The 21,275-nt window shown below is 34.5% G+C and carries 19 protein-coding genes; 10 read left to right on the plus strand and 9 right to left on the minus strand.

What is annotated here, in order from left to right; translation table 11 throughout:
- Positions 1 to 310: 310 nt before the first annotated feature.
- Positions 311 to 628 (minus strand): thioredoxin, encoded by a 318-nt coding sequence (trxA, locus tag B0A67_RS17655; protein WP_041516662.1) that lies wholly within the window; start codon positions 626 to 628, stop codon positions 311 to 313.
- 247 nt (positions 629 to 875) lie between these two features.
- On the opposite strand from trxA, the gene B0A67_RS17660 reads away from it, so the two are divergent.
- Entirely contained in the window at positions 876 to 3,338 is a 2,463-nt protein-coding gene (locus B0A67_RS17660) for an AsmA family protein (RefSeq protein ID WP_072955160.1), read from the plus strand.
- Between the two features lie 314 nt (positions 3,339 to 3,652).
- Here the strand turns inward: B0A67_RS17660 and B0A67_RS17665 are convergent, their stop codons facing one another.
- From B0A67_RS17665 to B0A67_RS17675, 3 genes are all read right to left on the minus strand, one after another.
- Positions 3,653 to 5,023, minus strand: coding sequence for a hypothetical protein (locus B0A67_RS17665; RefSeq protein WP_072955163.1), 1,371 nt, complete (start codon positions 5,021 to 5,023; stop codon positions 3,653 to 3,655).
- The gene (locus B0A67_RS17670) at positions 5,020 to 6,471 is read right to left on the minus strand and encodes an McrB family protein (protein WP_242670983.1); all 1,452 of its coding nucleotides are present in this window, start codon (positions 6,469 to 6,471) and stop codon (positions 5,020 to 5,022) included. Before B0A67_RS17670 ends, B0A67_RS17665 begins: the two co-directional genes overlap by 4 nt.
- A gap of 63 nt (positions 6,472 to 6,534) precedes the next feature.
- Positions 6,535 to 6,741 (minus strand): helix-turn-helix domain-containing protein, encoded by a 207-nt coding sequence (locus B0A67_RS17675; RefSeq protein WP_072955166.1) that lies wholly within the window; start codon positions 6,739 to 6,741, stop codon positions 6,535 to 6,537.
- Positions 6,742 to 6,821: 80 nt separating this feature from the next.
- On the opposite strand from B0A67_RS17675, the gene B0A67_RS17680 reads away from it, so the two are divergent.
- Entirely contained in the window at positions 6,822 to 7,091 is a 270-nt protein-coding gene (locus tag B0A67_RS17680; protein WP_072955171.1) for a hypothetical protein, read from the plus strand.
- Positions 7,092 to 7,455: 364 nt separating this feature from the next.
- Here the strand turns inward: B0A67_RS17680 and B0A67_RS17690 are convergent, their stop codons facing one another.
- Entirely contained in the window at positions 7,456 to 7,689 is a 234-nt protein-coding gene (locus B0A67_RS17690; RefSeq protein WP_072955179.1) for a hypothetical protein, read from the minus strand.
- A gap of 455 nt (positions 7,690 to 8,144) precedes the next feature.
- Here B0A67_RS17690 and B0A67_RS17695 point away from each other — a divergent pair, with 455 nt between their 5' ends.
- Positions 8,145 to 8,459, plus strand: a complete 315-nt coding sequence (locus B0A67_RS17695) for an HPF/RaiA family ribosome-associated protein (RefSeq protein WP_072955183.1) — start codon at positions 8,145 to 8,147, stop codon at positions 8,457 to 8,459.
- Between the two features lie 54 nt (positions 8,460 to 8,513).
- On the opposite strand, the gene B0A67_RS17700 is transcribed toward B0A67_RS17695, so the two are convergent.
- Positions 8,514 to 9,173: an oxidoreductase gene (locus B0A67_RS17700; RefSeq protein WP_072955185.1), complete on the minus strand. Its 660-nt coding sequence runs from the start codon at positions 9,171 to 9,173 to the stop codon at positions 8,514 to 8,516.
- 730 nt (positions 9,174 to 9,903) lie between these two features.
- Here B0A67_RS17700 and wrbA point away from each other — a divergent pair.
- Positions 9,904 to 11,064 carry an NAD(P)H:quinone oxidoreductase gene (wrbA, locus tag B0A67_RS17705; RefSeq protein ID WP_072955188.1) on the plus strand — a complete coding sequence of 387 codons (1,161 nt, stop codon included), beginning with the start codon at positions 9,904 to 9,906 and terminating at the stop codon, positions 11,062 to 11,064.
- Positions 11,065 to 11,591: 527 nt separating this feature from the next.
- Here the strand turns inward: wrbA and B0A67_RS17710 are convergent.
- Positions 11,592 to 12,245, minus strand: coding sequence for a hypothetical protein (locus B0A67_RS17710; RefSeq protein WP_072955191.1), 654 nt, complete (start codon positions 12,243 to 12,245; stop codon positions 11,592 to 11,594).
- Positions 12,246 to 12,634: 389 nt separating this feature from the next.
- Between B0A67_RS17710 and B0A67_RS17715 the strand changes: the two genes are divergently transcribed.
- The 5 genes from B0A67_RS17715 (at position 12,635) to B0A67_RS17735 (ending at position 16,840) form a co-directional block, all read left to right on the plus strand.
- Positions 12,635 to 13,126 (plus strand): nuclear transport factor 2 family protein, encoded by a 492-nt coding sequence (locus tag B0A67_RS17715; protein ID WP_072955195.1) that lies wholly within the window; start codon positions 12,635 to 12,637, stop codon positions 13,124 to 13,126.
- Positions 13,127 to 13,388: 262 nt separating this feature from the next.
- Entirely contained in the window at positions 13,389 to 14,771 is a 1,383-nt protein-coding gene (locus B0A67_RS17720) for an ammonium transporter (RefSeq protein WP_072955198.1), read from the plus strand.
- 202 nt (positions 14,772 to 14,973) lie between these two features.
- Positions 14,974 to 15,651 (plus strand): tRNA (guanosine(46)-N7)-methyltransferase TrmB, encoded by a 678-nt coding sequence (gene trmB / locus B0A67_RS17725; RefSeq protein ID WP_026982683.1) that lies wholly within the window; start codon positions 14,974 to 14,976, stop codon positions 15,649 to 15,651.
- A 40-nt stretch (positions 15,652 to 15,691) separates the two neighbouring features.
- Complete coding sequence (locus B0A67_RS17730) at positions 15,692 to 16,327, plus strand: LysE family transporter (RefSeq protein WP_072955201.1); 636 nt, start codon at positions 15,692 to 15,694, stop codon at positions 16,325 to 16,327.
- 186 nt (positions 16,328 to 16,513) lie between these two features.
- A complete protein-coding gene (locus B0A67_RS17735; protein ID WP_072955204.1) occupies positions 16,514 to 16,840 on the plus strand; it encodes an MGMT family protein in 327 nt (108 codons plus the stop codon).
- A gap of 189 nt (positions 16,841 to 17,029) precedes the next feature.
- On the opposite strand, the gene B0A67_RS17740 is transcribed toward B0A67_RS17735, so the two are convergent.
- Entirely contained in the window at positions 17,030 to 18,355 is a 1,326-nt protein-coding gene (locus B0A67_RS17740; RefSeq protein WP_072955588.1) for a sensor histidine kinase, read from the minus strand.
- Between the two features lie 148 nt (positions 18,356 to 18,503).
- Positions 18,504 to 19,847 (minus strand): sigma-54-dependent transcriptional regulator, encoded by a 1,344-nt coding sequence (locus tag B0A67_RS17745; protein WP_072955593.1) that lies wholly within the window; start codon positions 19,845 to 19,847, stop codon positions 18,504 to 18,506.
- 157 nt (positions 19,848 to 20,004) lie between these two features.
- Between B0A67_RS17745 and B0A67_RS17750 the strand changes: the two genes are divergently transcribed.
- Positions 20,005 to 21,249 carry an efflux RND transporter periplasmic adaptor subunit gene (locus tag B0A67_RS17750; protein ID WP_072955207.1) on the plus strand — a complete coding sequence of 415 codons (1,245 nt, stop codon included), beginning with the start codon at positions 20,005 to 20,007 and terminating at the stop codon, positions 21,247 to 21,249.
- The last annotated feature ends 26 nt before the right edge of the window (positions 21,250 to 21,275 follow it).

Below are 21,275 nucleotides of genomic sequence, written 5' to 3' on the forward strand. Positions count from 1 at the left end.
AGATCTGTAAAAATAAAAAAAGTTTACCACGAATTTCACGAATTAGCATGAATTAAAATTCTTTTTGCCACAGATTACGCAGATTAAAATGATTTTTTTTTTAAATCCGTGCGAATCGTTTTAATCTGTGGCAACCTTTTTAAGCAGCATCAAAATAAATAATTCAAGAAGATTAGTGTAATTGCTTCGCTTGTTCGCTATCGCTCGGGTTGTGGTGAAAAAAAAATCCTTTTAATCTGTGGCAAAAAAACACAAATAAAAAAGGCTTGACTTTCGCCAAACCTTCTTTATATAAATCATAATCTTACGATTACAACAAAGCGTCTAAACTATCTGCGTAGGTTTGTTTCGGAGCAACTCCTACTTGTTTACCTACTACTTCACCGTTATGAAAAACCAAAACGGTTGGTATGTTACGCACACCATATTTTGCAGCAAATTCCTGGTTAGCATCTACATCTACTTTACCAACAACTACTTTACCAGCGTATTCTTCGCTGATTTGGTCAATGATTGGACCAACCATTCTACAAGGACCGCACCATGCTGCCCAAAAATCTACCATTACAGGTTTATCTGATTTCAAAACTACTTCATCAAAAGTAGCATCTGTTATTGCTAATGCCATAATTTCTTGTCTTTTTAAAATTATTGTCTGAATTTATTTCATCTCAAACTAAAGTACAAATTTAAAAATTAAATACTAATGAAACACCATAACCAGATTAGTTTTCATTATAAATGTATTGTCAATAATTATAATTAACAAGAAAAAATCCAATCATAAGTTTTACCTTACGCATAATTGAGAGTCATCTTTTTAGAATAACGTCAGTTTTTTACCTTATCTTTAATGATCCAGAAAATTCCACGAGATGAAAACAATTTTACGCCACATCAAAAACTTCTTTCAATCCGTTCATTTCAAAAAATATGCAAAGCGTTTTGGCTTTTTCATATTGGGACTCATTGCATTGTTATTAATCGCTTGTGGTGGATTGTCGATTTATTTTAATCGAAATAAAACCGAAATCATTGCCAGGATCAATACCAAAATCAACGAAAACATCAACGGAAAATTCCATATTGGCGATTTTCATTATAAGTTTTTAACTGGTTTCCCTAATTTTACTTTGGCCTTAAAAGATGTCGAACTCAAAGACAATCAATGGGCGACACACCAACACACTTTACTGAAAGCGACCGAAATCGAAGCCCGCTTAAACGTTTGGAGTTTACTGCATAACGAAATCAACATTCACAAAATCCTCATTAACGGCGCCAACATTTATGTTTATAAAGCCGAAGATGGCTATTCGAATGCTGATATCTTTAAACCTAAAAAGAAAAAAACTCCTGAAAACAAATCAGATCGGGAAACCACAATTGATCAGGTCGAACTCAACGACGTACATTTTATTCTTGACAATCGGCTTGGGCATAAATTATTCGATTTTGATGTGGCCAATTTAACCACAAAAGTCGATTATAACGGAGATGATTGGCAAACTAATGTATTTCTGGATACGCAGATAAAGAGTCTGGCTTTTAATACCGTGCACGGAAGTTTTGCCAAAGAAAAAGAACTCAAAGGAACTTTTAATGTTTCATATTCTTCCAAAAAAGAGAAGATTGATGTCGTAACCCGAAATCTAAAAATAGGAACAGATTCTTTTGATATCATTGCCTTTTTTAATCTTGCCAAAGGAAACGCGCTATTCGGAATCAATATTGGGACTTCTATTTTATGGCAAAATGCCTCAAATTTACTGTCCGGCAATATCAGTTCAAAATTGAATCGCTTTAATCTGAGCAAACCCATCGACGTCAATTGCGACATCAAAGGTGATTTTAATGCCGAAGGAGATCCCAGAATTGTCGTTCAGGCCATTATAAAAGACAACGAATTGAGTATTCCCGACGGGATAATTCAAAAATGTCATTTTAAAGGAATTTTTACCAATAATTTCAAACCAAAAGACGGTTACAACGATGCCAATTCGGCTATTATCTTAACACAGTTTGCGGGCGAATACGAGAATATTCCCCTTACGATTCCGCAATTGACGATTAACAATCTCGAAAAACCATTGGCCACCGGAAACGTAAGTTCTGATTTTGATGTCGAAAGACTCAACCAAATCAGCAACGACAAATGGATTCAGTTCAGTTCCGGACACGCAAAAGCCAATCTGAAATTTCAGTTTGATATTGTCGATTTGTACATCACCAAACCACGTTTTATTGGCAAAGTAGATGTCGATGACGCTTCGTTTCATTATATCCCGAAAAATGTTCATGCCGTAAAAACCAACATTCATCTTGATTTTACCGAAAAAGCGCTGCTGATCAAACAAATCACCTACAAACACAATAAGAACACGATTTTCATCGAAGGAAAAATCGACAATTTCCTGAACCTTTATTATGATGCACCTGAAAAAATGGTTGTAAACTGGAAAATCTATTGTCCCAATATCGACCTGAAACAATTTCTGGGTGTTCTGGCCACTTCTCAAAAAGCAAAAGTCACTGCCAAAACCACTAAAAGACCCACGATTTCGAATCATCTAAGAACCGTAATCGACAAATGTGCTGTAGTTATCGACATCAAAGCCGACAAAATCAACTACAATAAACTAACGGCGACCAACACGACCGCAACCGTGCAGATGATCGATTCGAGATTGGTTATTAAAAACGGTTCGCTGCAGACTTCCGGCGGAAGCATCACTTTTGACAGTGAAGTAAAACCAAGCGGAAAAAACTTTGCCTTTAGCTCTAACGCGCAGGTAAATCGTGTAGATATTGCGAGTTTTTTAAAATCGTTCAACAACTTTGGCGTTACGTCTTTTAAGCCCAATAACATCAAAGGAAAACTTAGCAGTAAGGCCAATGTTACCGGATTTATCAACAGCAATGGCGAACTGATCACCAATTCTATGCACGGCAATCTGATATTCAACGTCAATCAGGGCGCTTTGTTAAACTTTGAGCCTATCGTAAAAATTGGCAAGTTTGCTTTTCCCTTCCGCGATGTCGAGAATATCACGTTTAGCGATTTATCCGGTACTCTAAAATTGCGCGGCGAGCAAATCGATGTCAATAATTTCACCATTAGTTCCAGCGTCTTAAACCTCGATGCAGAAGGTATTTATTCCTTTGGCCGAGGCACCAATCTCGCCCTTACCATCCCACTCCGAAACTCCAAAAACGACATCAAACTCGCCACCAAAGCCGAGCGTGACGCCGTTCGAGAACGCGGAATTGTCCTGCATTTAATTGCAGTTGATGATGCAGGAAAAATGAAAATTAAATGGGGAAAGAAGGAGAAGTAGTTTTTTTATCGCAATTCCGAACGAATCAATTATCGCAAAACTTACCACAATCTTGTCATCTCGACGAAAGGAGAGATCACACTAGTAACTCGCCAAAGATTTGTCACTCTGAGCGAAGTCGAAGAGTCTTTTGCAACTTGGAATTTGGTCCCAATGCTTCGGGATAAAATATTATAATTTAGTTTTCTAGGAGCTATTTCCTGCTGTCCACTATATCTTTTATTGCTTAAAGAAAGCAACAAAAGGATGCCGTTCCCATCAGGGCTAGAGATTTTGGTTTTATAAGAAGTTTAGAAATATTAATAATTGATAATTTAGATTTTTATCATATTTTCTATGATATTAAATTCCTTTATAAGTAAGCGTTTTGCTTCAAATATACAGTCTTTTTTTAATGGTATTCCAAGTACAAAAATCATACTTGTAACTTCATTTATTTTGTTTTTATACTCAATTGTTTTTATTTCTAATTGGTCAGATGGATAACATAAAAAACCAAACTTTAAATCTGTCTTACCAAATGAAGAATAAGCCATAATCTGATGTAAGTCATGTCTATAATCATCTTGGAGAGCTCCACTGTTACTAAACTTATTATATAAATTTGATTTATATTTTGCATCAATGAATATCATGAAATTTTCCTTTTGATAAATAGCATCCGGTTCAATATGCTTTAGCTCCCAAGAATAATGTTTAGTAGTTTTAGAATGAAATTTAAAATTTGAAAACAATCTACCACCAGTTTCTTTAGCAACTTCTCTGAAAATATATTGAACAAATTTTTCAAAAACATCACAAAAATCAACTCTCCAGGCAGTACAATCAATTAGATCAAAGTTTAATATCTTATTAGCTTGTTCTTTGCAAGATTTTACAATTACATTATCAGATGTTTTAACTGTAATGTTATTTGTTATTTTCGGTTTGTGATAGTATAATTTTTCTTCAATGAAATTTATCCTTGCTCTCATTGTGTTTTTAATTCTTTGAGGAGTATTTGGAGAAAGCAACTCGCCCTTACAAATGTCAAATACATAACGTACTTCTGCATACTCACTATGAAATTCGCTTAATATATTTTTTCGGATAGGAAACTTTAATCGATTTTCAATTTTGAATTCATTGTTGATGTATTTGTTCCAATTGATTTGTCCACTTGGTTGATTTGATATTTTTTCAACATTATCAAATTTACACCAAGGCTTAGACAATAATACTTCAAGAGAGGCAATGAATTTTACCGCTTCTAAATATAGTGGTGGTCGGAAATTTTTACCCGAAGCAAGAGATAAGCTATCAATTACTTCAGGGCTTATTTCACCACCAAGTAAATTCAGAATTTCGATATAATCTTCAAAGCGATCACGACCAGTAAATCTTGGCATTACTACAAAATCACCTATTTGTTTACCGGTATCAGATGCTCTTAGTGGAATAGTTCCAATAAAGCCAGATGATCGAAAAACTAGGGAAGTATTTTGATCAGTACCAATTATCAATGGCTGAATACCTAAAAATTTAAATTGAGTTAAATTGTATTCTATAAACTTTTGAAGATTCTGACCGATAATTCTCCGATCCGCTGATTTAAACCATTTTTTTTGCAAATAAATTCCACTTAACTGTCTGGATTGTTCAGTTAGGCAAGGTATCTCAAAAAAAACATCTAATGGCTTACTCATTCAAAAAGTGATTGATTTATACGTGAAGTAAAATAATTATTGAATTCTTCTTTGGCATTTCTAACCAATCCTTCTTGCAAATACTCTTTTATCAATGGAAATATTTCATATTGAATTCTACTTTTCATTTCTTCTTCACTTTTTGCAATAAAGTAGCCTTGTCCAGGTTGTAATGAAAGTTCATTACTAGAAGCGTACCAATCAAAAATTTCATTAATTTTTAAAAAATCTTCAAAAAAGAAGTATTCTTCAGAATTATTTATTTCATATACGCTAGCATTTTCTAAATTCTTCTTTTTACCAATAATAGGTCTTGGTTTTAAATTATACCATGCAAATCTTCTTCTCAAAGCAAAATCAATTACCGACAAACTTCTATCGGCCGTATTCATTGTGGCGATGACATGGAAATTATTAGGTAATTTATTAATTTTAAAATCTGGAGAAATTTCTATTTCAACATCCCATTTGTCCATTTTGTGTTCAAACAAATAAAAAATTGGCCCTAAAACATTAGAAAGATTTGCTCTGTTAATCTCATCAATTATCAAAAGTGTGGTTTCGTCATTTTCTTTTGCATGCTTCAAAGCCTTAGTTAAAATCCCTAAATTTTCTTTATAGCTAAGATTTTCATTATTCAAATCTGGTCGTATACCGAATATAAAATCAGAAAAACTTGTTTCTGCATGAAATTGAGTAAAAAATGTTTTTGCTTTCATTTTTTCTGCAACTTCCTTCGCCGTTCTAGTCTTACCGGTTCCGGGAGATCCTTGAAGAACAACATATTTCCTCTCACTAAGGAGATTTTTTATTTCTTCAACTTCATTTATTTTATCTTCTTCAAAAAAAGGATTTAATGCGTCTGAAATTGCTTTACGTTGATCCTTATTAGATGGCCAATTTCTAAGTTTCGCATAACCAGCAACAAATGCAGTTATTATTTTCTTTCCTTCTTCACTTTCAGGATTTTCAACAATTTGGCAAGCAGGTAAAACTTTTGTATAAGTCTTTATTGTATTTTTTATTTGCTCTAGATCTTCACTATTAGCAATCGTTTTTGGTAGAGGTGTTTCTATATCTGCAAAATCTGATTTACAATAACCTTTTTCATTAATAAGTTTTGAAAAAAGTCTTCTTACTCCAGGATAGTTGGCAAGCTCGTAATCATTTTTGAAACCGTTTGACCCAATACCTAAACAAACTAACCAAGGTTTATTGTCAATACTTGGGAAAATAGTTAATGAAAAATCATGAAATGGTCCTCCAGATTCTTCCTCCGGATGAATAAAACCAAAAAAAGCTCCTCTATCTTTAAGTACATCTGGCTTGGTATTATTCCTCTCAACATATGATTTATTAAATTCCTTATCATTGTTTGCTCCAAATTCTTCAGCCTTAACCCTAATGAATTCTAATACATTTGTAATACTTATATTTTCTTCGCTCATATTTTCTATTAGAGTATTGTTTTACAATTATCCTCAACTTTATTCATTACAATCATATTAATATCATTCATCAAAAAGATCTTTTATATTTACATCCAAAGCATTTGCTAATCGCTCAACAACTTCAATAGAAACATTTCTTTCACCTTTTTCAATAGTTGGCAAATAAGTTCGATCTATCTCTGCTAAATTGGCTAGCTTTTCTTGAGATAATCCTTTGAGTTTTCTAAGCTCTTTAATTTTAAGTCCGAATTTTTGCTTAATATCCATGTTAACAAAAGTTGCAAAATGTAGACTCTAAAACAACGGAGTATAGTCAGGTTTTTATTTATCTTTGAAATAAAATTCCTATGTTAACCTTAAATGAAAAAATTCAGCATTTAGAAAATTACTTATCTCAACCAAATGAAAATTATGCAGATAGTTTTAAAGAAGATATTAATATGTTCATAGATGATTTTTCAGATCAAAATGAACTTTTAACTTTTCTAAATAACATTCACTCTTTAGAAGAAATTGAAAATTGGGTTGATAATTTATGCTCAAGAATTATTTTGAAGTTTGATTCTGAAGGAGAAGAAATAAATGATTTTATATATGATTATCTACAATTTGGTTAATTTTAAAAAACATGCTAGAATATTCAATCTTAGAAATACCAACTGTACTTAATCCGCCTATAGAACTTATAGATATAATTTACAATTGTCCTGTTTGTGATTACGAAATTGAAATCGATATGTTTGTTGATGATAATAGTTTTGTAAAATGTAATGTATGCGAACACATAACAAAATTTAAAATTAAAAGAATCTGAATTGTTAAAACACAATTGCAGAAAGACAAGTTTGAAAATCGCAACGGAGCTTCGACTTCGCTCAGCCTGACAATGTTGCGCTTCTCATTCTTCGAAATGACAAAGCAGGCGGAAAAAACAAAAAACCAAAAAAAGCCACTTTTCACAGTGGCTTTTCTCATTTTTAATTATTCAACATCCAGATAAGGATTTAGAATTTCTGCTAATTCATTGAGCCAATAAAAACCTTGTTCGAGGTTTGTTTTTTCGGTTTCGAGAGTTTCGCAATCCCGCATTATGCTTAAGGCGAGGATATAATTTAATTTTCTGATGGTTTTGGCCATTAGTTCAGGATCAATCGAATTGCTGAAGAAATCAGTTAACCGCAATTCGGTTTCTTTTGAAAGGGTGTTTATACTCATAATCTTGCATTTTAGGAATTATAAAACCCGCGCAGGTTAGGTGTCCTACGCTGCAAGAGCGTTGCAGTTGTTTCCAATACCGCCACCATACCACACGGGCACAAAGTTTTTTTGAGATCATAAGTTCTTGCATTTAGGACTGCAAACATACGAAAATCAAAAAAGTTACGGGTAATTTTCTTAGTTTTTAACTTGCTTATTATTACAGGGCTTCTCCCGAAGTCTCGGGACCTTCGGCCTGACAAAAAATACAATAAAAAAATCTGTTCTTATCCGCGTTTTCACGAAGTGAATCCGTTAAATCCGCGTTCGATAATAACATTTCTGAATCGCTAAGTCTGATAAAAAAATGGCCTTGAAATTCTCCAACATTTTTTCATAATGTTTTATTAACTCACTTGGCTTTTCATTCTAAAATAGATAGCTTTGAGAATAATCATTAAATATAAACCGATATGAAAATTCAAATCAATACCGACAAGAACATCGAAGGACACGAAAGATTAGCAGCTTATTTTTCTGAAGAATTAGAAAAAGGTTTAGCGCGTTTTGAAGAAAAAATAACCCGCATCGAAGTACATTTTGGAGATGAAAATGGAGAAAAATTCAGCTTAAACGATAAAAAATGCGTAATTGAAGTTCGTGTAGCCAATTTACAACCTTTAACCGTAACAGACCACTCCGAAACAATTGAAAAAGCGTTTAGCGGTGCTCTTGCCAAAGCAAAAAAATCACTTACTACGACTTTCGAAAAACAGAAATCGTTTTAATTTATATATATCAAATGCAAATGGCATTATCTCTAATCAGGATAATGCCATTTTTTATTTCAGCAATTTGGTCATTTCTTCCCACTGCAGTATTTTGACTTTTTCGTTGAGTTGGTCCGCACTCTTTACCATTGTTTTGGCGATATCGCTCGCTTCTATTCCTTTATATTTATTCATTTCTCCCACAAACAACGGATTGATGAATTTGAATATTCCGATAAAGACTTTTTCCAGAGGCCGGCTTTCTTTTCTGTCTCCTAAAATCATCGATGGACGAAAGATATTGGTGTGATCTAAATTCAGATTGATAATATCCTGTTCGGTTTCGCCTTTCATCCTCGTATAAAATATTGACGATTTTGCATTTGCTCCAATTGCCGAAACCAGAAAAACTGCTTTTGCTCCGTTTTCTTTGGCCAGTTTTGCGGCTAAAACCGGATAATCATGATCGATTTGATAATAGAGTTTTTTATCCGGGGTTTTCTTTTGCGTGGTACCAAGCGCAATAAAAATTTCATCTGCCTGAATACCTTTTACAACTTCGGATAATGAATTATAATCTCCAATTATGGTTTTTAGTTTTGGATGCTCAATGTTCAGCGCTGTCCTGACTACAATTATGACTTGCTCGTAATTGGCGTTATTCAACAATGTTTCGAGAATATAAGATCCTACTAATCCGCTTGCTCCGTATACAATTGCTTTTTTTATCATAAGGCGATTTGTTTTCTCGAAGTTAGAAAATTTTGCCACAGATTTCACAGATTAGAATGATTAATATATTTTTGTCTCACGCAGATTTTGCAGATTTTTTTTCTGATCTATTTATATGCGGCTATCTTTTAAACACATAGAGACATAGATTTTGAATTCTTAAAATTATTTTACCACAGATTAAAGGATTAAAATGATTAATCTACTTTCTATGTGTTAATTTTTTTTCATGGAGATTTTGAAGATGGCTTCGCCTGTCTGCTGTTGCTCAGGTCTTGGCAAAAAACAAACCTATAATTTTTAATTTACAGCTCCATAGGAGCGACATATTTATAGCTAATTTATTATCCGTCCCTAAAATCAGCTCCAGCGGTGCGGCATATGCTTTTTATCACGATTCAATATATCACCCCGACGGGGTTCTGGTGGGTGTTGTTTTTAATTTTCTATAAATATTTCGCTCCTATGGAGCTATAAATATAGTGTCATGCTGTTCTATAGATGTGCCGCACTGATGGAGCTATAGAAGCTATCATCCTGTTGTTTTCTATAAATATGTTGTCCCGATGGGACTAAAATTAACTATGCTTCATTGGACAATTAAGATAATAATAACGCTTTTTGGTATTGTAAGAAGTAATTTTGCAGTCCCAAAAAAGGAACTCGTTTTTGAAATAAAAACAGTTTCTTAATTGAGATTGTCCATTACAAATTATTAAAAAATATCTTCATGAAAAAGCAACTACTCGTATTATTAATCACAGTTTTTATAGGTTTTGGTGCCATTGCGCAAACAAAATCATCTGAAACCAATGTGCTGGTTTTGATTTATTCTCAAAACGGCGGAACATACAAAATGGCAAAAGCAATTGCCGAAGGTGTTCAGGAATATCCTAATACAAAAGCAATTTTAAAACGTGTTCCTTCTATTAACACAAAAGAAAAACTAAATGCTGAGGTAGAGAAATTACCTGTTGCAACAATAGAAGAATTGGCCAATTATGACGGAATCGCTTTTGGAAGTCCGGTTCATTTTGCGAATATTAGTGCTGATATGAATTACTTTTTCAGCCAGAGTATTCCGCTTTGGACATCAAGAACTCTGGAAGGAAAACCGGCAACCGTATTCATGTCGGCAGGATCGGGCGCAGGAAAAGAAGCTGCGATTTTATCTTTCTGGAATATCCTGGCATCTCACGGAATGGTGATTGTACCAACCGGAATTATGGGAACGGCTACTTTAGACAAAACGGTTCCGCAAGGAAATACGCCTTTTGGTGCCACTTCATTAGCGGGATCAACCGGAACTCGTCCGTCGCAAAGCGAATTGAATCTGGCTAAAGAACAAGGAAAAGCTTTGGCAAGAGTGGCATCGGGATTGAAAAATACGGCAAACATAAAAGGTGTTAAAACAACTTCGATTGAAAGTAAAAGTGATATCAACAAAACATTAAAAGACAATAATATTGTGCTTCCTGAAGCGCCTAAACCGGTTGGAAATTATGTTCCGTTTACGATTTCGGATCATAAAGTATATATTAATCAAGTCGCTTTGAAAGAGGGCAAAATCCTGAATCCGGGTAAAGTTGGCGCAACAGTTACTGAAGATCAGGCGAAAGAAGCCACATACCAAACAATGCTAAATGTAATTGCGGTATTGAAAGAGGCTTGCGGAGGCGATTTGAACAAGGTAAAACAATGTGTGCAACTAACAGGATATTTTAATACCACTCCGGAATATACGCAACATGCCGGACTTATGAATTCGGCTTCGAATTTGACGGCTTTGGTTTTTGGCGAAAAAGGAAAACACGCGAGAGCAACTATTGGAGCTGCTTCGTTACCGATAAATTCTGTTGTAGAAATTCAGGCGATTTTTGAGATTGAATAAGGGTTGATAAATATAACTTGTTGGTACAAAATTGATTTTAACACATAGAAACATAGACTATGTAAATGCAGAAAAAAGGCGTTTCACTTATTTAAGCACACAGAGCTATGTGAAGTAAAGATGTTTACTTTTTTGCATTCTTTTTATTTTATTATCTATGTTTCTATGTGTTAAATATTTTTTATCTCATTTATTTTACACATGATCTATTTTTTTTGCGTGAGGGATAGAGCTCAATGTCATTAAGTTAAGAAAAACAGCCGCAATACTGTACCGAATAAATCTCACGCAAAGTCGCCAAGCCGCCAAGTTTACGCCTAAAACCTTTGCGCTTTTGCGTCTTTGCGCGAAAAAGAATTAACCATTATTAGATCAAAAGTGCTTAACTTAATGACATTGGGATAGAGCTAAGCTACCGCAGTAGCAGTGATAGCCCGACAGCAATAAAAGAAGGGGCCGACTAAGCGATTTGCATAGTTGGCCCCTTTTTTTATTGGTGGCACGCCCAGATTATTATTGACTTACTATTATGATTTTGGCAATGGCGCTCCAACGGCGATATCACAGCGATGTCCGGGTTTTCCGTGTGCTGGATTCATTCCGTCTGCTACTGCTGTTTCTTCGGTGCTTAATAAGGCCGGAACTGCATTATTTGCAGGCGGTGGTGTAACGGTAAAGTTTTGTGATGTCGTACCGCTTTGGGCTGTAGTGGTGGCAGGTTGTTTCGCCGGCGCAGAATTTAAAGGTGCTCCAACCGCAATATCACATCTGTGTCCGGGTTGTCCGTGCGCAGGATTCATTCCTTTGGCTACTTTTGCAGGCGCAACAGTTGTTGTGGTTACTACATTTTGCTGACCCGCATTTACTTGTACAGGTTGTGCAGTTTGCGTTGTCTGTCCTTGCGTTGGAGCTGAGTTTAAAGGTGCGCCAACAGCAATATCGCAACGATGTCCGGGTTGCCCGTGAGCAGGATTTATTCCGTTGTTTTCACCCATTACGGTATTAGGATTCGTTGCCGGATTCTGAACTACTGCTTGCTGTGTGTTTGTGGTGTCTTTTGCCAGTCCTAGTTTTACCAATTCAGATGTTGGTGTGTTTTCCTGTGGTTCTAATTCTTTTTTGCAAGAAGTAAAAACCAGGGAAGTAACAAATATGGAGGTGATAAGTATTTTTGGATTCATGATGTAGATTTTTAAAGCTCTCAAATATAGTAAGATTTCACCATATAAGTAATATAAGACAATTTAAGATTGCGGTAAAATTTTCACCATATAAGTAATGTAAGTTCATATTAATTATGACAAGCCTTATAAATGTTACAATTACTTGATGAAACACATAGAAACATAGATTTTGAATTGGAGAATGAAGATGCTAATAGAAAATCATGATTTTTTCGCATAGTACTATGCGATTTATTTTTAGTGAAGCGCCTTTTCCCACAAGGATAAGCTATGTCTCTATGTGTTAGAAAATTGCGCAAAGAAACTTTTTAAATGAACTTACATTACTTATATGGTGAAAGAATACTGCAATATTCCTTAACTTTAAATCCAAAATAAAACCTCTCATGAAAAAATCAATCCTCCTTTTATTATTCGTTGCAACTTTTGCAAATGCACAAACTTCTGAGAAAGACAAAGTCAGTCAAACTATCGATGCATGGCATAAAGCTGCGGCCGATGTAAAATTCGATGCTTACTTTAATCTAATTGCTGAAGACGGAATTTTCATAGGAACTGATGCTACTGAAAACTGGACAAAAAAAGATTTTAAAGTTTGGGCTAAACCATTTTTCGACAAAGGAACTACCTGGAATTTTACGGCTCTGGAACGTCATATCTTTTTTGATCAATCAGGAAAAATTGCCTGGTTTGATGAATTGCTGAATACGCAGATGAAAATTTGCCGCGGTTCGGGTGTTTTGGTTAAAGTGGGGAAAGAATGGAAAATTCAGCATTATGTGTTATCGATGACAATCCCAAATGACGAAGTGGATGCGGTTACTAAAATAAAAGCGCCTATCGAAGACGTTTTGATTGCGAAGCTTCAGAAAAAATAAACAATTTCGAACTTTCTTATTATAATCCTAACTTTTATAGTACTTTACCCATTCTAATACTAAATTAATTATAATACAATTGACAATTTTATCCGTAAATTAGAAGTTCAAAATAAGATACTCTCAAAAAAATGGATCGAATTTTACAAAATTGACTAAAATAAAAACACTACCTCTATTTTAACAGCCCTTAAAATCAAAATCTTTATTTTTTTTTAACTTTGACCCCAAAAAAAATAGGGTTCAATAAAGTATTTGAAAAATGAAAATAGAAAAACGCTGGATCATCTCCTTTATTATTATAAGTATTGTTTGTATTACGGGCGCATTTTGGCCAACTGTTACTGAAAATAGTTACGTATTATCTGAATTTGGCACAACCGATCATATCGTTCCTGCCGATGTTGCCTGGATGTTGACCTCCTGTTGTCTGGTTTTGATCATGACGCCCGGATTATCTTTTTTCTACGGAGGAATGGTAGGCCGAAAAAATGTAATCTCGACCATGTTGCAAAGTTTTATTTGTTTGGGCGTTGTAACGCTTTTATGGGTTGTAGTGGGTTTTAGTCTGGCTTTTGGTGATCCTGTAGGTTTTGGCTCCGGAGAACATTTTTATAGCTTTTTCGGGAATCCAACCACTTTTGCTTTTATGGATTATGTGGGTGTTTTGCCTCATAAACAATTGGCCAATACAATTCCGTTTATGTTGTTTGCTTTATTCCAGATGAAATTTGCCATTATTGCTCCGGCCATTATTACGGGTTCGTTTGCAGAACGCGTTCGATTTATCTCTTATTTATTATTCATTAGTTTATTTACGATATTTATTTATGCTCCTTTGTGCCATTCGGTTTGGTATCCAACAGGAATTTTAGGAAGTTATTTTGGCGTAAAAGATTTCGCCGGAGGAACGGTAGTACATATGAGTTCAGGATTTGCTGCTTTGGCAGGAGTACTGGTTTTAGGAAAAAGAAAAAATAGTGCCCATATACCAACCAATATTCCATTTGTATTATTAGGAACGGGAATGTTATGGTTTGGCTGGTTCGGATTCAACGCGGGTTCTGCTCTTGCTGCCAACGGAACTGCTGCAATGGCTTTTGCTACAACAACAACTTCATCTGCCGCTGCAATGTTGACCTGGGTTTTCTTTGATCGAATGAACGGAAGAAAAGTTTCTGCTCTTGGTGCTTGTATTGGTGCTGTTGTAGGTTTAGTAGCTATTACTCCGGCCGCAGGATTTGTGTCGGTTCCTGAAAGTATGTTCTTTGGTTTCATCACGGCTTTAGTTTCAAACTCGGTTGTAAATTGTCGTTTCTCTAAAAGATTTGATGATACGCTTGACGTTTTTGCCTGTCACGGTGTTGGTGGAATCATGGGAATGATTTTAACCGCAATTTTTGCTCACGGCGAAGATGCAAGTTTACTTCACGGAGGCTGGAATGTATTTGGACACCACATGATGGCATTAGTTTTGGTTTCGATCTTTACTTTCTTCGGGGCTTATTTCTTGTTTAAAGTAACGAACTTTATTATTCCGCTAAGAGTTTCAGAAGAAAACGAACACATTGGACTTGATTTATCACAACATGATGAAACGCTTGATCCAAAATTAAAACCTATTACTGAGGCGCATTACGGGTAATATTAAAAAGTTTCACCACAAATTACACAAATTTTCACAAATTTTTTTTGACTTTGCTCATTATATTAATTTGTGGAAATTTGTGTAATTTGCGGTGAAAAAAGATCCAAAATGTAAAAATTGGTGGCAAAAAACTTTAAAACCCAATTGCGCTATTTTCATTCGTTTATATTCCTTAATTTTGCTGAAAATTTTTGTAAAAGTGGGAAGTAAAAATAAACTAAAAAGATTCAGAGAAAACGAAACATTTCAAAACGTTTTTCAACCAACCAGAGAAGAAGTTGTAGGCGATTTAATGCCTCTGAAAGGGAAATGGAACTCTGATTTCTTTAAAAATGATAATCCATTAGTTTTAGAATTAGGATGTGGAAAAGGAGAATATTCTGTTGGATTAGCAGAAAGATATCCTGACAAAAATTTTATTGGAATCGACATTAAAGGAGCGCGTTTCTGGAGAGGTGCTAAAACTGCTGTAGAAACCGGACTTCATAACGTGGCTTTTATTCGTACTCAAATCGAATTGATCGACCATATTTTTAATGAAAATGAAGTGGATGAAATCTGGATTACTTTTCCGGATCCGCAAATCAAGTACAAAAGAACGAAACACAGAATGACCAACTCTGAGTTTTTGAAATTGTATAAAAAAATCCTTAAAAAAGACGGTGTTGTCAACCTTAAAACCGACAGTGAATTCATGCACGGTTATACGCTTGGATTGCTTCACGGTGAGGGACATGAGGTTTTATATGCAAATCATAACGTATATACAAACGAAGGAAGTCCTGAGGAAGTTACTGCTTTTCAGACTTTTTACGAGAAACAATATTTAGAAATTAACAAGGCAATTACGTATATTCGCTTTAAGATTAAAGACTAAGTAAGTTTTAAAAACATTTTTCAACCCATTAAATAACTGAATGGCATTACTTACCCCATTACTTTCAGGTTTTATTGCCGCTTTCATTGGGATTATTCCGCCAGGTTTAATCAACATGACGGCTGCGAAAGTGAACTTAAAAGAAGGGAAGAAAAATGCCTTATGGTTTGTTGCCGGTGCGGTTTTAGTAATCTTTTTTCAGGTTTCTTTGGCCGTTTTATTTGCTCAGGTAATCGATAATCGCCCTGATGTTGTAACATTACTGCGCGAGGTTGGATTTGCTATATTTTCTGTTCTGACGATTTACTTTTTGTTTATCGCAAAAGAACCAAAAGCCAAGAAATCGAAGATTAAGAAAAGCAGTAAAAAAAGCCGGTTCTTTTTAGGAATGCTGCTTTCAGGATTGAACTTCTTCCCTATCCCGTATTATGTTGTGGTAAGTGTTACGCTAGCTTCTTATCACCTTTTTGTGTTTGAAAACAACATTATTTTCACTTTTGTATTCGGATCTGTTTTAGGTTCGTTTGCGGCACTGTACAGCTATATTGGTTTCTTTGGAAGAATCGAGAAGAAAACCGATTATCTGATGAAAAATATGAATACGATTATAGGAAGTATTACGGGTTTAATTGCCATTATTACGCTTTTCAATATCCTGAATTACTATTTTGGTTAATAAAATATAAGCCACTCCCGATAGCTATCGAGATTCACAGATTAAAATGATTTTCGAATTTGTTTCATGCAGATTTTGCAGATTAAAGCAGATGAAAATTTAAAAAAAATCCTTTTGAATCTGCTTTAATCTATTTAAATCTGCGTGAAATTTTATAAATGAGTACTTCAAAGTAAAATCAATTTTATGGCTGAAGATAATTTTTTTGAACGCGTTTATGCGATCGCCAGACAAATTCCGTACGGAAAAGTAACTTCTTATGGCGCAATTGCAAAAGCCTTAGGAACCGCTCGTTCTGCACGAATGGTAGGCTGGGCAATGAATGCATGTCATAACATGGAAGACGTTCCGGCACACAGGGTCGTAAACCGAAAAGGACTTTTGACCGGAAAACACCATTTTGACGGAACTAATTTAATGCAGCAGCTGCTGGAAAGCGAAGGAATTGAAGTCGTAAATAATCAAATTATAGATTTCGAAAAGCACTTTTGGATGCCTGAGGTTGAATTTTAAAGGTTTTCACCATATAAGTTATATAAGTTCATTTAAAGTATTGTCTTGATTCACTTTGTCATTTAATCTCGCAAAGACGCGAAGTCGCAAAGTTTTATTTTTAAATTTTCTTTGCGACTCTGCGTCTTTGCGAGAGATTTATGCGTAATGCTTAATATGAACTTATATCACTTATATGGTGAAAAAAAATCAAATCAAACAAATCACAAAGCTCGTTTTATCTTCATCAGTTTGGTAGCTTAGGTAACCGCCATGGGCTTCGATAATATTTTTAGAAAGCGTTAAACCAATTCCGGCACCGTCTTTTCGGGTGGTAAAAAATGGAAGGAATACTTTATCCCTAATTTCCTGATCGATTCCTTTTCCGTTGTCTGAAATGATGATGAAAAAACGATTGTTCTCTGTATAACTGGACAGAAACATTTTCTTTTCAGCCTTTTCTTTCAAGGCATAAACGCTATTCGTAATTAGATTAATAATCACTTGTTCGATCTGACTTTTATCAATCAAAATAGATCGTGGACTACTAATTTCGTTTACCAATTCGATATTTTCCGCTTTCAGGATTGGACTCATAATGCGCATACAATCTTCGAAAAGTAAATTTATTGGCGTCATTTGTTTGGTTGGAGTTGGGAGCATCGCCAGCTTTCTGTAATTTTCAACAAAAACCTGCAAGTGGTCACTTCTGTTTATGATGGTCGAAATACTGCTCTTGATATCATCAAAATCATCATCCTCCAGTTTTTCCTGATCCACAATATGAAGTAAATTCTGCGAAAGCGCACGAATTGGCGTTAAGGAATTCATTAATTCATGTGAGATGATTTTCATCAGATTAATCCAGGCCTCTTTTTCTTTTTTCTCAATCACACGCTGAATACTGTCCAGTAAAATAATAAAATACTCTTTGTTATAGGTTTTCGTATAAGAGGTTTGGAGCATAAAGGTCTGTAAATCCTGATCTTCGATTTTAATCGAAATTGCGGATTTTAATTCTGTAAATTCTGTTTGCTCAATTTCATTGCAAAGTGACGGCAAATAATTTTTAAGGTATTTCCAATGACTGACTTTTGGCACTTTGAATAAACCGGAGAAACAATCATTCATTAAAAAAATATTCCAGTCTTCGTTTTCTTTTTCAAGAATTAAAGTCGCCGTATCAATATTATTCAAAATCGATTTATAAATCAATTCTTTTGAAGTCTGATCTTGCTGCTGGTATTTTAAGGTATTATATAAAAGGTACAGATTATTAAATTTCTGCTCTTTATAGTCTTCCGGAAAATTGGTCGAAAAATCATTCTGCAAAATCGAAAGCAATATTTTATCATAAAACAATGAATGATTTTTGATATAAAAATACATTTCAAACAACAATAAAAACATAAAAAAACCTACCAAAATTGCGTTGTAATAAAGCGTTTTATAAATCAAAAAAACGCAAAAGAAAAAGGGAATCATAATAAAGAGAACCCTTATAAACAAAGCATTATAAAATTTCCAGTTTTTCATTATTATTTTTTTTATTGGCATCTGTAGCTGAATATTTAACCGCAAGGTTCGCAAAGGTTTCGCAAAGTTCGCTAGAAACAGCTTTGCGAACTTAATAAAACCAATTAAAAACAAACCTAAAAAATACCTTGCGTGCTTTGCGGTAAAATTAATTTTTTAAGTCATATTTCTCGATTCTTCTGTATAAAGCTGCTCTTGATAAACCCAATTCTTCGGCCGTTTTACTGATGTTTCCGTTGTATTTGAAGAGTGTTTTTTCTATCGCACTTTTTTCCATTTCTGATAACGGATTTTCATCGTTTTCCTGAATTTCTTCGAAATCGAGAATATCCAGATTATTTACCGAAATAGTATTGTTATCCGCCAGAATCAAGGCGCGCTCAATTTTATTTTCCAATTCTCGTATGTTTCCTTTCCATGGATATTTTTCTAAATATGGCGCTACATTATCATCAAAACGCCAATTTTCCTGATGGTATTTTTCGGCAATCTTATCCAGAATAAAATATGCCATTGGTACAATATCATCTTTTCGTTCGCGTAACGAAGGCAAATGAATTTCCATGGTATTAATGCGATACAGCAAATCTTCGCGGAAGGTTTTGTTTTTGACCTCCGTTTTTATATCACTATTTGTAGCTGCAATTACCCGAACATTCAATGGTCTTGCTTTACTCTCGCCCAAACGGGTTACGGTTTTGGTTTGCAAAACGTGCAATAGTTTCGATTGTAAATGCAACGGAATATTCCCAATTTCATCCAGAAAAATAGTACCGCCAGAAGCTATTTCAAATCTGCCTGCAGTATCTGTTTTGGCATCTGTAAAAGCGCCTTTGGCATAACCAAAAAGTTCACTTTCGAATAAATTATCACTCAAAGAACCTAAATCAACATGCACAAAAGGCTGTGATTTCCGTTCTGAATTCAGGTGAATAAAGTCGGCAAAAACATACTTTCCTGTCCCATTCTCCCCTAAGATCAAAACATTTGCATCTGTTCTGGCAACTCTTTCAGCGATAGAATAGGCTTGTTTTATTTTAAGAGAATTGCCAACAAAATAGTTTTTTGCCGGTTTTTCTTCTACTACTTTTTTGGTGTTTTTTCGGCTTTCGGTTACGGCCTTATCAATTATTTCGAGCAGTTTTTCGTTGTTCCACGGTTTTAAAACATAATCAAAAGCACCAATTTTTATTCCTTCAACAGCGGTATCAATTTTTCCAAAAGCCGTCATTAAAATCACAACGGTTTGAGGCGAAAGTGTTTTTATTTCTTTGAGCCAGTGAATGCCTTCCCGCCCATCTTCAAAACCAATTCTATAATTCATGTCTAACAAAACCACGTTTATTTCATTTTCATTTAAAATAGAAATGATTTTTTTAGGACTATTTGCAGTAAAAATGGTTTCAAAATGTTTTTTGAGGATCATTTTTGCCGAAAAAAGAATTTCTTCCTGGTCGTCAACGATTAATATTTGGGCTAGTTTTCTTCGCATGGTATCTTTTTTTGTTCGATAACGAACGGTCAACTGTTCATTATCGAACACTTCTTTTTTGAATGTTTTTTAAAGCTTCTTTAAAATCAATGCTTTACAAATAATACTTTTTATGGCACAGTATTTACCTATTGGTAATCAGTAAATTATTAAAGAAATGGACAAAGTAATTCCTCGTAAAAATAGAAAATTTAGATATCTCACAATAGCAATTGGAGTTTTTTTAGTTTTGGCTACAATCGTCTTTTTATCATTTAACACTAAAAGAAGTTTAAATGTAAAAGCTGAAGAACTAAGTATTCAAAAAGTTGAAAAAGCCTTTTTTGAAGATTTTGTTGTTTTTCAGGCCAAAGTAGAACCTCTAAATGTCATGCTTGTCAATGTTACAGAAGGAGGGTCTGTAAAAGAGATTTTTGTCGAAAATGGCGCAACAGTTACTAAAGGTCAATCATTGGCACGTTTGTACAACCCAAATACTGAATTGAATTACCTGACTCAGGAAACTGCAATTATCGAGCAAATCAATAATTTGAACACAGGGAAACTGAATATTAGAAATCAGGAATTAAATTTGAACAAAGATTTGGTTTTGATCGAACACGATTATAATGATGCCAAAAGATTATACGACATGAATGCCAAATTGTATGAGAAAGAGGTGATTTCCAGAAATGACTGGAATACGTTTAAAGAAAGCCTTCGTTTTCAGGAAGAACGAAAAAGAACAATTCAGCAAAGTATTCAGAAAGAGAAACAAACCAATCAGATTCAGATTTCGCAAATCAACAATTCGATTCAGACCATGGAAAAGAGTTTGGATATTTTGAGAAACAATAAAAAGAATTTCCTGATTACAGCTCCGGAATCTGGTCGGCTGACTTCGTTTCAGCCTGTTTTAGGAAAAACATTTCAGGCTGGCGAAAGTATTGGAAAAATAGATTCTAAGCAAGGTTATAAACTTACTGCCGATGTTGATGAATTTTATCTTGAAAAAATACGCGAAGGCTTGAAAGGGCAAGTTGAATTCAAAGGAAAAAATCTGGAAGTTCTGGTTACAAAAGTGATCCCGGAAGTAAAAGGCGGACATTTTATCGTAGAACTGGCTTTTATCTCTAAAGATGCTATTGCATTACAGGACGGATTGAGCTTTGGAGTGAAACTGATTTTATCCGAGAAAAACAAAACTCTTGTGATTCAAAAAGGAAGTTTTAATCAGGAAACAGCAGGAAAATGGATCTTTGTCGCAAAAGGAAATAAAGCCGTAAGAAGAAATATAAAGTTAGGACGTGAAAATCCTTCGTATTACGAAGTTCTGGAAGGTTTAAAAGAAGGCGAATCTGTCATTACTTCCTCTTATACTGACTATAAAGATATTGAGGAGCTGTCGATTAATACTCAGTAACGGTTTTCAGTTTTCAGTCGCAGTTT

The organism is Flavobacterium aquidurense (assembly GCF_002217195.1).
Classification (GTDB): domain Bacteria; phylum Bacteroidota; class Bacteroidia; order Flavobacteriales; family Flavobacteriaceae; genus Flavobacterium; species Flavobacterium frigidimaris.